Consider the following 14,496-nt stretch of genomic DNA (forward strand, 5'->3'; position numbering starts at 1 on the left):
AAAAAGCAGCATTAACATATTAATCCCTCACTTGCGACAAATTTGTTGCCTTAAGATTTTTACCAAATCTGATTTTCTCCAATTTTACGTCAACATCTATATTAGCGTTAGGATAAATCTTTTGGCTCCAGTTTGCTTCCTCATAAGCAGAAATGGTTGTAAAATATTTTCTAATATAAATAGACCAATAAAAAGGGTCCGTTTTATATTCTTCCTGTGTTTTTGCTATAAACTTTTTGTATTTCGTTTCCAAGTCATTTTCTAAGTTTTTTATTAACAGTTCTTTATTTTTATCATTTGAGGAATAATCAACCAAACTAGGAACGGACAGTATTTCAATCTCAACTGGGACAAGGACATTAATTTCTGTAGTCTTTTCCTTTTGATAATGGATATCGACTTTGGTTTTCTTATTCTTTACAAATTTTAACGTTATTTTGTACTTATTTTTTATGGGGTCTGGGTATACAGCTAAGACATCTGTCATCTGTTTAGTATTGTCTAAAACATTACATATTCGTGTTTCATCTCCCGTTATAACATCAATTAATTTACCTTCCTTGAAAACGGCCGACCCGATAAATTGTATCTCTTTTTTCCCTTTTTGTGGAACTTCACCTGCAATATATCCATCCTCATTTTTTCTTAATTTTCCTTCTCTTTGTGATGTTGCATACATGGCTAGATACAAATCAGCGTCCCCTTCTGTTATTTGAAAAAAATTATGTATATCTGCTTTGGGAATAATTCCTATCTCTGTAGCCCTATTAATGATAAATTGAAAATATTTATGCGGCCTTGTCTCTAACTCGGATTTTATGTTCCCTAAAAATTCTTGAGCCCGTTCTTTTGAAACAATTATGTTGACGTTACTTTTTAATGTTTTTGTTCTTGATGCGGTCTCCATAATATTCATGAATTCATCTGACCGGGCCAGTTCCTCAGAAACCACTAGTATCTTTGTAAAATCAAGTGTAATTTCCCTGCTTATAAAGGAATTTGCCGTATTTTGAGCACTCAAAAAATCAGTAGCCGATAAGGTATAGGTATATTTTGGTTTTTCTTGAGTTCCGCCACCCGTTGCTTGAGTACCGACTTCCGGGTTTGATATTTGATAAGTGATATCAAATAAGCCTTCTTCCCCTTCTGTTTTATCTAATCCTAAAGCAGCAACATACCCCTGTTGTTCCATTTCCGTTTTGTCGTAACAGCCTGATAAAAGGAATAAAGATAAACATACAATAATCAAATCCCTAAAATATCTCATCTTTTATCAACCTATCTTTTATTTTATCTACTACCCATAGTAATAACGGAAAAATAATAAAAAAAGGTGTTAACACGTTTAAAAACTCACCTTTGATAGCCATCGTCTCGAATATTGGACCTTCAGGAATCATACCTACCGTGATAGAGAGAAATCCCAATATCAAAATGAGTGGTTCAAATTCTTTTAAACGAAAGGTTTCTCCTAGCAGCCACGATGCAACATATAGATAAATCATGAAGCGCAATAATGCAGCAAGTACCCAGAACGTCATAAAATAGGTTTCAACATGAGTAAAAAACATACCCAAACTAACATATTGAGTTATTTCGTGAAACGGAAAAGCAACTCTTTCAATTGATTTATAGTCAAAAAAAGTACAGTAAATAAAAAAAATTACTGTTATTTTAATCAGTGAAAAAACGCCCCCAAATAGAAAACCGTTGTGAAAGCTCTTCTGATCTTTTAAAACTGGATAAGCAATGGTAAGAATAAAAAGGTCCCAGAAAATAGCACCTTTTTTGGCTCCTTCCATCAGCAATACTTTCAATCCCGGACCGAATATAGGAAAAATTCTTTGCCAAACAACTTCTTGTAAACATATGAGTCCGAAAGATAAGAGAGAAGCTTCAATATAAGGTAAAACCGACCATGAAACACTTCCTATCGTTTCGAAACCTTTTTTGGCTCCGAAAGCACAAATAATCATAAAAACGAAGTACAAAGATAGTAGAGGAGATTCCTCATAATACATCGTATTTAAAGTCTCAACATAATTTCGACTGTCTATCGATAAAGCGGAAAACGTAATGAAGAAAAATACAAAAGCGAAAAGACTCCCCACTTTATTTCCAATAATATGTCTTACCAACTCAATTAAATTTTTATTTTGATGCTTATTTAATAAAAATAAAAGAACTAAAGCAGAAGGACAGATAACCAGAAAAGAAATAATCGGCATGATCCAAAAAGCATTTTTTCCTGTTTGAGCATAAATGACTGGATTTGTATCGGATAACTTTATCCCAATACAGAAAAGAACGATGGCTGAAAATTCACGTGCTCTTAAAGTTCCCTTTGCTTTCATACATAAATTCCCTTTCCGTTATTCCTTTTTGATATCTTTTGGCCTGATGTTTCCTGGTCTCCAGATTTCTTTAAAAACGGCCTTTCGAAATAAAAAATCTCCTCCTGATTTATAATGTGGAGTCATCGGAGATAAGTATGGAACTCCGAAAGACTTGACCGAGGTCATGTACATCACCCATAACAAAAAGGCACCGATTAAACTAAAAATCCCAAAAAGCATTGATGAAAAGATAAAAAGAAACCGTGTAATTCGAACCGTATAGTTAAAACTAACATCCCCAACTGCAAAGGATGAAAGTCCAGATAAAGCAGCCACAATAACGATAATGGGGCTAATAATATTGGCTTCGACCGCTGCTTGGCCTAAAATCAAAGCTCCAACAATCCCTATTGTGGGTCCTAGGGGGCTGGGAATACGAAGTCCCGCTTCTCTGATTAATTCAAAAGCAAACTCCATTATGAGAACCTCTATTGGAACCGGGAAAGGAACTCTTTCTCGAGCACTGGAGATTGCCAGCAACAAATCTTGAGGTATCATTTCAAAATGAAAGTTCGTTAGAGCCACATAAATGGATGATATAAATAGAGTGATAAATACAGCAAAAAATCGAACTAATCTCGAAAAGTTTCCAAATACAAGACGTAAATAACGATCTTCTGGTGAATGAAAATAAGACCAGAAGGTTACTGGTAATATTAAAGAAGCTGAAGAGTTTTCCATTAATAAAGCTACATAACCGTCTTCAATATATGAGGCAACACGATCTGGTCTTTCGGTATACAGTATGGTAGGCAGTATCGAATAAGGCCTATCCTCTATATATTGTTCAAGCAGTTCTATATTTCGTACGTTATCCGTATCAATCCGTTCAATTCTCTTTTTTAAGCTCTCCAGCACTTGATCGCTAGCAACGTCTTTTATGTACAAAAGGGTTACGTATAATTTAGAGCGTGAACCAACAGCCACTTTCTCAGCAATTAAGTCTTTGTCATGAATTTTCTTTCTTATCAATGACAGATTGGTCAATAATGATTCTGTAAAAGCCTCTTTTGGTCCCTTTACGACATTCTCGTTTTGTGGTTTTTCTATGACACGATGCTTAAAATCGGATACATTAATAGCGTATGCCTTGCCTTCCTTTTCAAACAAGATGACATTTCCTTCATTTAATTTATTTTCAATTTCCGAAAAACAACTAAGGACCTCCACACTTAGGGATGTGATAGTAGAGGGAAGCTCTCCTTTTCTATTAGACATGATTAGTGGTTTAATAATACTATTTTCTATCTTCATGGAGTCCACTATTGACAAAAAAAAGAACAAAACATAATTAGTATCTGCTACAATCTCTCGCATTATTAAGTCTGAATTTAGACCGTAAGAAAATAACTCTTTTACTTTTTTTACATCGGTATCTAGATTACCGCTTATTTCCTCTTTTCTTTCATTCTTTGGTCTCCGCTTATGAAGAAAGTACATTTCCTACCTTCACCTTCATCCTGAAATTAACATTATACTTAGGAGTTAGTCTCTGTAGTTCATATGTTTTCTTATTCATGAAAAAAATGGAAAGGAAAAAGGTATCTTCCAACAAAGAGAGCTTGGTAATACAACCCAAACTCTCTTCTTGAAGAATTGCTATTATTATTCGAAATAATCACCAGTATCCCACTTAAGTCCACATTTAGGACAATTTCTCGAACAACTCAAACCACCACCATACATTGAGGGGTGCAAATGACCATCTTTCTTAAGAGTCATATACCGTTAAATGGCCCGTTTGCGGAAGACAAATCTAATTGAAAATCAATCAGATTTGTATAACAACTAAAACTTATTTTATCCAAAAGCTTTGCTGTTATATTTTGTCTATCCAGGGGATTGAGTAGTAAACTGCCTGTCATTCATGGTACATTTTTGACATTCCGTGGTAAAAACTATGTAAAGGATGGTACATTTCATAGCAGCAATCAATTAAAGTGCCGATTTGCTGAAGATGGAATATAAAACCCTGTACCAAAATGGTCTAGTCATTTATTTATAATACGGTTCACCGCATCTATTTAGGTCGTGATCTTTAACACAATCAGTCTTTAGTTTTACACTTCTGCTTAAATCGTCGATGCTGTGGAAGCAGCTGCTTGATCAGCCTTCACACAATCAATGGCAACCACGAGTGCAATAATAATGGTTTCCATCTCTTCATCTATTATTTGAACCTTGTAGCTATCACCCCAAGTGAACCACTCCTTGCCCACCTTACCCACGATTTTGCCATGCTGTAAAACTTCAAAATTCATATCCCACCAATTACCATGTACTTCAATGCCTGCCGCATCTATTGTATATCGTGCTTTTAAGAAGGAAAATTCCTTCTTAATTGTTAATACCTTCCGACCATTCACCTCAACCAAAAATTTCGGTAAAAAGCTGAACACCTTTTTCGTAATGAGTGCTACTTCTTCTCTTTTTGTATTCATAATGGAGAAAGTCTTTGGAACTTGCATAAAACTTCCCTCCACGTAATAGATATCTTTCTCCTGCTGATCCTTTACTGTAAATTTCCCTCTGAGACTGAATACCTTCTGCTTTATATAAAGCTCCCTCATATCTATGCCTCCCACCGTTAAGTCTTTTATATTACTTACGTTTGAAATGGGTATTGGTTCCAAGCCTTATGCATTAAAAATAAGATGATCGAGGGGGCAGGTACATCGACCCAACTTCCCATTCATACAAATTAAGATATAACATATTCCTGAAAAAAATCTGCTCCACGTATGTAGGGATTCCCAAGCACAAATGACTAATCAGAATGGAATTACTTTGGCTAAAAAGAGAAAACTTAGAATCACTACATGGACTTCTTGTTTCAGAAGTGGTTTCGTTCTTTACCCACTTTCATCATTGATTAAATAAGCTGTAAAATCGCAATATAAAAGGAAGCAGAGGGCTTCTCTTGCTTCCTTTCTTATTTATTAGCGAACTTCATAAATGTACTAGTAAAATTACGAATAGAAATCCCCGAAATACTATTTTCCGCTTAATAATCTGGCGGTCACTGTGACAAATCATTAGAAGTATTTCGGTAATTAATCGATAGTACCTTTGACCTTCCACGAAAGTTAATCCCGTGTCCTGAACATAGGAGCGCTTTCGCTTATAAATGGTTTGGGCTCGTTCTTCAACCAACAACAAAGATTGTGTTTCTTCATTGATGGGATATTGTAACAAAGATTCACTCTTCATCAGGCCAATTGGTCTAAGATTTGTGAACTGTCAGCGATACGTTCGACTACAGCATTTCCAATTTGAATAGATGCTGTTGCAGCAGGGGAGGGAGCATTACAAATATGAAGTGAGTTATTTCCTTTAAAGATTGCAAAATCATCTACCATACTTCCGTCTTGCATTAAAGCCTGCGCCCGAACCCCAGCATGTGTAGGAATGATATCTTTCTCTGTCAATTCCGGAATTAGACGTTGAAGGCTGTTCAAAAAGGCCTGCTTGCTGAAGGAACGAACATATTCCTTCATGCCTTCTTTCATGTTCGGCATAGCCATCTTCCAGAAACCCCGATAGGTCAGGACCTCTATCAAATCCTTGACATTAATGTCTGTCTTTTTATATCCCTCACGTTTAAAAGCCAATACTGCATTTGGCCCGGCATGAACCTCGCCGTTTATCATACGGGTAAAGTGGACCCCAAGAAACGGAAAATCTGGATTTGGGACTGGATAGATCAAGTGCTTTACAAGGTGCCTTTTTTCCGGAGTCAACTCATAATACTCACCCCGAAAGGGAACGATTTTCATACCTGTTTTCAATCCAGCCAACTTTGCCACTCTATCACTTTGCAAACCTGCACAATTGATGAGAAAACGAGATTTTATTGTACCCTTATTCGTTTCAATCGTAACCCCATCCGCTTTTTCAATCAAATTTTCCACTTTCGTATCGAGGTAGATATCACCTCCGCCTTCCTGGATTATTTGCGCAAATTTCAAGGATACTCCCTTGTAATCGGCAATACCGCAACTCGGAACCCGAATAGCGCCAACTCCCGCTACATGGGGTTCTATCTCTTTCAGTTCCTCTGGCCCAATCTTTTTAACGTCCAGCCCATTCTGAATACCTCGTTTGAAAAGGTTATCCATGAATGGAATCTCTTTCTGTTCAGTTGCGACAATCACTTTACCACATACATCATAATCAATCCCATTTTCTTGGCAAAATCTGACCATTGCTGCGTTACCTGCATGAGCAAATTTCGCTTTAAAACTGCCCGGCTTATAATAGATTCCAGAATGAATAACACCGCTGTTATGGCCTGTTTGATGATTGGCTAATTGTTTTTCCTTCTCAATCAAGACGATCTTTGCATTTGGATATCTTTTCGTCAGTGTCATACCTGTTGATAAACCAATGATTCCTCCACCTACAATACAAAAATCATACATACTATCCCTCTTTTTATAAAATTTTTATAATATCCATGATGTTTCCCCTAATAAAGCCTTTAGTGATGTCTTTCACCTTAGCTATGGATAATGGTATAGAGCAAAGACCTGCGTCCTTACTCTATACGTTTTTTTTATTTAGCTTCAATCCCCATCGAAATGTATTTCTCTTCTAGATATTCACTAATTCCCTGATGACCGCCTTCTTTGCCCATTCCGCTCTCCTTAAAGCCTCCAAATGGAGCTTGGGCAACAGTCGGAACTGCATCATTCATACCGATAATACCAAATTGTAATGCTTCCGAAACCCTTACAGATCTACTAATGTTTTGCGTATAAAAATAGGCGGCTAACCCATATTCTGTCTTATTGGCCAATTCTATTACTTCTTCTTCCGTATCAAATGCAATGATAGGAGCAACTGGACCAAACGTTTCGTCAGTTGTAATCAACATGTCCGAATTGACTTCCCCTAGAATCGTAGGCTCGTAAAATAATCCATCGGATAGGTCCCCTTCTAATCGTTTTCCACCACATAAAATGCGGGCTCCTTTCGATACGGCATCATTTACATGCTCTTCCACTTTCGCTAACCCGTCGTAACTAACCAGCGGGCCGACTTGGACACTAGGGTCAATGCTATTGCCAACTTTAAGTGCCTTCGCTTTTTCCACAAAAAGCGCTGAAAACTTTTCAATGATGGAACGTTGCACGTAAATTCTGTTTGCACAAACACATGTTTGTCCAGTGTTTCTAAATTTACTCGCCAGTGCGCCTGAAGCAGCAGCCTCTATATCTGCATCCTCAAAAACGATGAAAGGTGCATGACCTCCTAATTCCAATGATAAACGCTTTAATTGGGCTGCTGATTTTTTCACTAGCATTTTTCCAACTTCAGTTGATCCAGTAAAAGATATTTTCTTAACAGTAGGATTTGCAAAGATTTCATCCGAGATTGGTCCAGAGGAGCCTGTAATAATATTAACCACTCCATTAGGAACACCAGCCATTTCCAGCAGCTTTCCAAATGCTAAGGCACTAATAGGTGATTGACCAGCAGGTTTTACTATGGAGGTACATCCCGACGCCATCGCTGGTGCTACCTTTCTTGTCATCATCGCCAATGGAAAATTCCATGGTGTGATAGCGGCTACCACGCCAATTGGCTGCTTAATAACCATCAATCTTTTGTTTGCAGCAGACGGCGGAATGGTTTCTCCGTAAACTCGGCGACCTTCTTCAGCGAACCACTGTAAGTAACTGGCAGCAAATCCTACCTCACCCTGTGCCTCAGTGAATGGTTTCCCCATTTCCAAACTCATGATTTCAGCTAATTGGTCTTTGTATTCATACATGAGATCATGGACTTTGAGCAAATAGCTCGCACGTTCGTTGGCTGTTAATTTTGACCATGTTTTAAACGCTTGTTCAGCGGATTCGATGGCATGCTTCGTCTCAATTTGCCCGCCCCTTGGAATATTCGCTACAACCTCTCCCGTAGAAGGATTGATAACAGAAAATATCTCTCCATTTTGTGCACCTTGCCATTTTCCATTTATATACATTTTTATTTCTGATAAATCTATTAAATCTATTACACTATTATTTGTTTTCACGATTTTATCCCCTTTTATATCATTTTTCCAATATATCATTCATCTTATTTTGAAAAGCAATGGAAAACGATTATAGTCCTGCAGCTGTCGTTCCTTTTTCGAGGTCTGGATTAATGGAAATCCTCTCATTTTTAAGGAAAAAGGTATACCCAACTGCTGCAAGTAGACAAATACCCACTGGGATGAGCAGCGCTATTGTGAAACTATTAAATGTAGCTACTAAAACCCCAGTAGCGACCGGAGCAATCCATCCGGACAAGTTCCCTACAAAATTTTGCAGTCCAGCAAGTTTTCCTTCCGCACCCTTTGGTGCCACTTCTGCAACAGTCGCCCATAAAATGCCGGCAGCCAATCCTTCGCCTCCGATTGCAATGGATATATATATAAGGGCCATCATCGCGGTATCTGTATAGATAGTAGGAATAATAGCCAATGGGAATAGCATTCCAATAGCTAAGATAGTTTTTCTGGATTTTATCGGATTCCAACCCTTTTTAATTAACTTATCTGATAAGAAACCTCCCGCAATATTCCCGATAAAAGACATGATCCAAGGAAGCATTGTGAAAAAACCAGCTTTTAATAATGTCATTTCCCTTTCAACTACTAGATAAGTAGGGAGCCAAGTCATCATCAGGTAAGTGAGATAGTTATGGGCAAACAACCCATATAACAATGGATAAACACTTCTGAATTTTAAAAATTTAAATGGCGAGATGTTTATTGGTGTAGCCTTTTCTACCTTTTCGTGATGTTCTCCTTTGATATAGTCCAGCTCAGCTTTATTCACAATGGTGCTATTCTTTGGATTGTTCTTGAAATAAAACAACCAAAATACAAGCCATACAAAACCTAAAGAGCCAATCCCCACGAATGCCATTTGCCAACCCCAATTTTGAATAATCCAAGCTATGATTGGTGTGGTCATACCAATCCCAATCGCGGTTCCGGAATTAAAAATACCATTTGCTTTTCCTCGTTCGTGGGATGGCAACCAATCTGAGATAACACGTGTATTAGTCGGAAACGCCGGTGCCTCTCCTATTCCCATTAGTACTCGAATACCAATTAATGGTCCAATTGAGCGACCAAAACCAGTTGCTATTGTACAAATAGACCACCAAATGACAGCAATCGCATAGGTTACACGGGCTCCTAATTTATCAACGATGACACCAACAGGTATTTGCATCAATGCATAAGACCAAAAGAACGCTGAACCAAGTATCCCGAATTCAACCGCCGATATAGAAAGATCCTCCATCATCGAGGGACCAGCGATACCAAGAATGGCTCTATCCATATAATTAATTGTCGTAGCAACAAACAGGAGGAAAACCACTAACCATCTTCCATTCGTTTTTTTCATATTTGCACCTCGAATATATAATTTTATTAGGCAGAGGAAATGAATTCGCTTCCATATTTACTATTACTGTCTACTATTAAATAGTATCGTTAACTTGATAGATCTCCTGCATAGGCTTTCTCGATGATTGTCTGAATATCAGAGGCCATTGTCAATCTTGGGTTTACGAATACATTTCCACTCCTCATAGAGTCTTCAACCAGTTTTGGTAAAGCGTCTAATGAAACTCCCAATTCTTTTATATTCAGAGGGATATTCATTGCACAATTCATCTCTACAACACTATCAATCGCTTTGTTGGCAGCCTGCATGGTAGATAATCCACTTACATCATTTCCTAAAGCGATTGCTATTTCCCTGTATTGTTCTGTGCAGGCCGGTAGATTAAATTTCATTACAAAAGGCAAAAGCGCTGCATTGGCAATTCCGTGCGGAATGTTAAATACTCCACCAAATGTATGGGAAATAGCATGGACATTTCCCAAACGAGATTGTGAAAATGCTACCCCCGCTAACAAAGAAGCTACAAGCATGTTTTCTCTACTTTCTACATCTGTTCCCACAAAATATGACCTTGTCAAATTCTTTCCAATCATTTTAATTGCCTGCATCGCGAATCCTTGGCTAATAGGGCTAGCTGCCTTTGATGTATAGGATTCTATTGCATGGGTTAAAGCATCCATACCTGTTGCTGCGGTAATCCCTTGAGGCAAGTGTAGAGTAAGACTCGAATCCAGTATAGCAAGGTTTGGAAATAAAAGCGGGCTTAGAACACCTAATTTAAAGGATGTTTCCTTATTAGTTACAACAGTCGAATTAGTCGCCTCGCTCCCCGTTCCGGCTGTAGTCGGGATTGCTATGATTGGAAGCGGAGAGTTTTTAAGCTTACCAACACCTTCATATTCAAGAATATGACCGGGATTGGTTGACATCGCAGCAATAGCCTTGGCTGTATCAATGCTGCTTCCTCCACCTATGCCCATTACTGACTCAAAATTATGTTGCTTTAGGTATTCTATCCCCTGCTGAATCGTTTCAACTGAAGGGTTAGGCTCTACTTCATCGTAAATCTCATATTTTAGGTCAGCCGCATTAATCGATGCTACGATTCCTTCTAGAATGCCAGCTCCTCTTACTCCCTTATCTGTTACAATCAGTACACTTGATACTCCTAAATCTTTAACAAGTTCCCCTGTTTTAGTAGATATTCCATTACCGCATTCCACTCGTGTCGGCATAAAATAAGTAAAAGGCAATATAGACATTTAAAAAAACTTCCTTTCATTTAATTATTTGGGCTGTGTTTTACCAGATTTAGACCTCGTCAGGCCATTCCATCACTAACCACCTTTAACACAGCAATACTATTAAAACCACTTTCTAGTATATCCACGTCAAAATTTACGAAAATAGTAACTCATTATTTTCACAGCGCTTCAGTAAGCAATTCCTCCAAACTACTTTGGATTGTCACTCTTGGGTTATTCCAAATTAAGCGGTCAATCTGATTTGTCTTGTCAACAATTTCTGAAATATCCTTTTCTTTATGGTAACTCCCTTCTTTATTTTACAGTTAGAGACCTATTTTTTCTCTAACATTCCCAATTTTCGATATTTTCTAATTATTTTTCGTGAATCTTTACTTAATAAGGAAACCCTTTTAGAAGAAGCGTAATCTTTACGTGAATAAGGCTGTCTCATTTTCATACATAACTTGATGCAATTATTCAAAATAATATATTATTTCTTTCCAAGAATATAACATATCATATATTATTTTGTAAATATTTTTTATTTATAATATTCTGTTACTTTGTATAAACGTTGATAATAAAAGGTTTTTAATGAAGATTTAAATAAATAATAGAGAATTATATATATTAAACAAGGAATTATTATATATTATTTTTAATCAATTATTTAACTTAATATACAATTATTGATAATGATGGTATATTTAAAGTGTTAGAATATTGGATTTTATTAAATTTCCACCTAATTTTCTTTAACGTCCAACTATACAGAAAATCATTGCAAGATGGTATCGTTTTGGTTTATATGTATCGCAGAGTTTCAAATGTCAATTTGGTTTAACTTCAACACCATTACACACAGGATTTAAAAAAATTGGGGGAATTTTGATGATAAAGGAAAAGGAAAGAGGAGAGACAACAGAGCTTCTCTATAATTTATTAAAAGAAAAGATTTTCGATAGGAGTTTATCTCCTGGACAAAAAATCAATATAAGTAATTTAACGAAGGAATTTAAAGTAAGTGCTATTCCACTAAGGGAAGCATTGTCACGACTCAGTTCTGAAAAATTAGTAATTTTGGAACCAAATAAAGGGTATCGCGTCAGTGATACTTTAGATACAAATAGTATGACAAAAATGCTAGAAGCACGTACTTTACTGGAGATCCATTCCATTCGGGATATTATTCGAAACAATCATTTGAGTGTGACGGAAGAGCTATCTCGGCTTACACAGCAAATGTATTCCATCGACCCAGGACCGATAAATAAACAAATACTGGATTTCACATATTTGGATGAGCAATTTCACCTTTCTATTATGAGAGCTGGAGGGAACCCCTTTCTAATTGAAGCTTATGAAGGCATGCATATTCACCTACATATAGGCCGTTTTTATCATGTTAGAGGTCAGTTGGATAAAACATTAGCACCATCGGAACATCTAGAAATTATTGAAGCAATTAAAACAAGAGATGTATACAGAGCCGAACAAGCAATCACCAATCATATCCAAGATTCCATTAATCGTTTGTTGGAAAGGAAAGACAACCTCCTCACTGGAAAATAGAAATGCAAGTAGTGCCGAGAAAAATTTACAATAATAGTGATGGATAGAAGCAGGAAAAAAGGATTCATTATAAGCCGGAAAAATTATTCACTTTTTTTCTTACAGCAGATAATATATATTTCTATTATTAGTTGGCCTAAATAGAAAAAGTAGCAAAATGGTATCAGAGTCAATAAAATAATTTAGTGCGATGCGATAAACCACTCTATAGAAACAATGGTATACCTTTTGCAACACAAATAAAGGGAATGAATAAGCTCACTCCCCAAATGTTCAGCTTCTTATATAAAACGCCTTGGTTCATCAACAACCAATGCGTTTTATTTTTAATTCCTTGTATCTGTCCAATCTTCTCTTAATAATATTTTTGATAACTTAATAGCTTCTTTATCATCATAGCTTTCACAAAAGCCTACAAAATCTTCATCCTTGTCCGTGCATAATGGGAAATGCTTGAAAAAAACCACTCTCGTGCTTGAATACATCTGTTTTAATATATAATCTGCTTATTTATGATTGATGCATTTTGCACTATAACCTGATAGTTTCTGTAGTGCTTACCAAAGTAAAATTGCTTAAGTACATTTCTTCACTATCTTTTTTTCATTTGAAAAAAATTGAATTACCTTCTTACAAATTTATTTCCTTAATTTAGTTCTATTACCTAAGATGCTGCGTCCGGATGAAATTGATGTGCCAGCGGAGAAACACCATGCCGATTGACTTTGGCTGGATGCAAACTTTGTGACTAAAATACATAAAAACCAATAAAAAATAGAAGCCTAACATTTAAAGTACATTTCTGTAAAACTGCGTTGGTTATTTGCATGAATTAGATTTAAAAAATTGTGGAGGATTGCAATGGAGAAAAAAATAGTTGCACTCGATGTATCGAATTTATGGACTCCCTATATGAATAACACGATGGCTCTATGCGTAAACAAATATGCATTGCAAACTATTCAAGATCCAGAAATTAACGCTGCTTTTTGCAATGCTTTGAATATAGCAGAGAACATTGTTCAAAAAATCACCGCCATTTTCAATCAGGAACATTTTCCGATTCCCAAAGGATTTACAGAGGAAGATGTCCATTTAAACGCACCACGATTGTTTTCAGATGAACTCTGGCTGTTCTATCTGCACCAAATGTCGATACACGGATTGACCGCTTATTCACTTGGAATCACCGCTTCCCGCAGGCGGGACGTTCGTCAATTCTATTTCGAAACATACAAGGAATCTAATGAATTGTACGAAACTACGTTGGAATTGCTGCAATCGAAAGGTTTCATGGAACGTTCCCCCACTATAGCGCTTCCGGAAAAAATCGAATTTGCGGAAAAACAAAACTTTTTAGCCGGCTGGTTTGGGCACCAACGACCATTGAATACAATAGAAATCTCCAGTCTTTATTTTAACTTGCAGAAAACCATCTTGACTAAAGGCTTGGCTCTCGGTTTCAGCCAAACCGCCAAATTAAAAGAGATTCGCCGATTCATGGAGGAAGTGGTACAAGTGGCAGCTGAACATATTGAAATTTTTACTACCATCCTTCATGAAGACTTCATCAGTTCTGCCATCACATGGGACACCCATGTTACAGATTCTCAGATTGCGCCATTTTCGGATAAATTGATAATGTTCCATTGTGCATTTTTAATTCAAGCTGCCATGGCTTATTATGGAACCGCCTTATCCGGCTCCATGAGGCGCGACCTCGGGCTCAAATATTCGTCTGCCATCGCAAGGGATGTCAAGCTTGCGGAAGACTGCGCAAATATCCTGATTGCAAATGGATGGTTTGAGGAACCTCCAAGTTCCGTTGATCGACGAGAATTATCTTAGTGAAACTTCACCATAACTGCGATT

11 protein-coding genes are annotated in these 14,496 nt (G+C 36.9%); 3 read left to right on the forward strand and 8 right to left on the reverse strand.

The features are described from left to right. Window positions 1-19 precede the first annotated feature (19 nt). From ACHUFV_RS11220 to ACHUFV_RS11230, 3 genes are read right to left on the reverse strand one after another with little or no spacing between them, the layout of a single operon-like run. Entirely contained in the window at window positions 20-1,267 is a 1,248-nt protein-coding gene (locus ACHUFV_RS11220; RefSeq protein ID WP_394234080.1) for a Ger(x)C family spore germination protein, read from the reverse strand. Continuing rightward, window positions 1,254-2,354 (reverse strand): GerAB/ArcD/ProY family transporter, encoded by a 1,101-nt coding sequence (locus ACHUFV_RS11225; protein ID WP_394234082.1) that lies wholly within the window; start codon window positions 2,352-2,354, stop codon window positions 1,254-1,256. The genes ACHUFV_RS11220 and ACHUFV_RS11225 overlap by 14 nt, the downstream gene beginning before the upstream one ends. An 18-nt stretch (window positions 2,355-2,372) precedes the next feature. Further along, window positions 2,373-3,836, reverse strand: a complete 1,464-nt coding sequence (locus ACHUFV_RS11230) for a spore germination protein (RefSeq protein ID WP_394234084.1) — start codon at window positions 3,834-3,836, stop codon at window positions 2,373-2,375. A gap of 402 nt (window positions 3,837-4,238) precedes the next feature. Here ACHUFV_RS11230 and ACHUFV_RS11235 point away from each other — a divergent pair, with 402 nt between their 5' ends. Further along, window positions 4,239-4,364, forward strand: coding sequence for a hypothetical protein (locus tag ACHUFV_RS11235; RefSeq protein WP_394234086.1), 126 nt, complete (start codon window positions 4,239-4,241; stop codon window positions 4,362-4,364). 104 nt (window positions 4,365-4,468) lie between these two features. Here the strand turns inward: ACHUFV_RS11235 and ACHUFV_RS11240 are convergent, their stop codons facing one another. The 5 genes from ACHUFV_RS11240 to ACHUFV_RS11260 form a co-directional block, all read right to left on the reverse strand. Then, a complete protein-coding gene (locus tag ACHUFV_RS11240; RefSeq protein WP_394234088.1) occupies window positions 4,469-4,966 on the reverse strand; it encodes an LURP-one-related/scramblase family protein in 498 nt (165 codons plus the stop codon). A 639-nt stretch (window positions 4,967-5,605) separates the two neighbouring features. Continuing rightward, window positions 5,606-6,817, reverse strand: a complete 1,212-nt coding sequence (lhgO, locus tag ACHUFV_RS11245; protein ID WP_394234090.1) for an L-2-hydroxyglutarate oxidase — start codon at window positions 6,815-6,817, stop codon at window positions 5,606-5,608. A gap of 134 nt (window positions 6,818-6,951) precedes the next feature. Next, window positions 6,952-8,433, reverse strand: a complete 1,482-nt coding sequence (locus ACHUFV_RS11250) for an NAD-dependent succinate-semialdehyde dehydrogenase (RefSeq protein ID WP_394234092.1) — start codon at window positions 8,431-8,433, stop codon at window positions 6,952-6,954. 70 nt (window positions 8,434-8,503) lie between these two features. Beyond that, window positions 8,504-9,802 carry an MFS transporter gene (locus ACHUFV_RS11255; protein WP_394234093.1) on the reverse strand — a complete coding sequence of 433 codons (1,299 nt, stop codon included), beginning with the start codon at window positions 9,800-9,802 and terminating at the stop codon, window positions 8,504-8,506. Between the two features lie 89 nt (window positions 9,803-9,891). Continuing rightward, window positions 9,892-11,067 (reverse strand): iron-containing alcohol dehydrogenase, encoded by a 1,176-nt coding sequence (locus tag ACHUFV_RS11260; protein ID WP_394234095.1) that lies wholly within the window; start codon window positions 11,065-11,067, stop codon window positions 9,892-9,894. Between the two features lie 876 nt (window positions 11,068-11,943). Between ACHUFV_RS11260 and ACHUFV_RS11265 the strand changes: the two genes are divergently transcribed. After that, the gene (locus tag ACHUFV_RS11265; protein ID WP_394234097.1) at window positions 11,944-12,624 is read left to right on the forward strand and encodes a GntR family transcriptional regulator; all 681 of its coding nucleotides are present in this window, start codon (window positions 11,944-11,946) and stop codon (window positions 12,622-12,624) included. Between the two features lie 861 nt (window positions 12,625-13,485). Beyond that, entirely contained in the window at window positions 13,486-14,472 is a 987-nt protein-coding gene (locus ACHUFV_RS11270; protein WP_394234099.1) for a DUF3231 family protein, read from the forward strand. Window positions 14,473-14,496: the final 24 nt, after the last annotated feature.

Source organism: Niallia oryzisoli (assembly GCF_043641075.1).
Taxonomy (GTDB): domain Bacteria; phylum Bacillota; class Bacilli; order Bacillales; family Cytobacillaceae; genus Bacillus_BD; species Bacillus_BD oryzisoli_A.

Coding starts and splice junctions, on each gene's coding strand:
- ACHUFV_RS11260 (WP_394234095.1), bottom strand. CDS start 11,067: ATGTCTATATTGCCTTTTACTTATTTTATGCCGACACGAGTGGAATGC.
- lhgO (WP_394234090.1), bottom strand. CDS start 6,817: ATGTATGATTTTTGTATTGTAGGTGGAGGAATCATTGGTTTATCAACA.
- ACHUFV_RS11230 (WP_394234084.1), bottom strand. CDS start 3,836: ATGTACTTTCTTCATAAGCGGAGACCAAAGAATGAAAGAAAAGAGGAA.
- ACHUFV_RS11225 (WP_394234082.1), bottom strand. CDS start 2,354: ATGAAAGCAAAGGGAACTTTAAGAGCACGTGAATTTTCAGCCATCGTT.
- ACHUFV_RS11240 (WP_394234088.1), bottom strand. CDS start 4,966: ATGAGGGAGCTTTATATAAAGCAGAAGGTATTCAGTCTCAGAGGGAAA.
- ACHUFV_RS11270 (WP_394234099.1), top strand. CDS start 13,486: ATGGAGAAAAAAATAGTTGCACTCGATGTATCGAATTTATGGACTCCC.
- ACHUFV_RS11220 (WP_394234080.1), bottom strand. CDS start 1,267: ATGAGATATTTTAGGGATTTGATTATTGTATGTTTATCTTTATTCCTT.
- ACHUFV_RS11265 (WP_394234097.1), top strand. CDS start 11,944: ATGATAAAGGAAAAGGAAAGAGGAGAGACAACAGAGCTTCTCTATAAT.
- ACHUFV_RS11255 (WP_394234093.1), bottom strand. CDS start 9,802: ATGAAAAAAACGAATGGAAGATGGTTAGTGGTTTTCCTCCTGTTTGTT.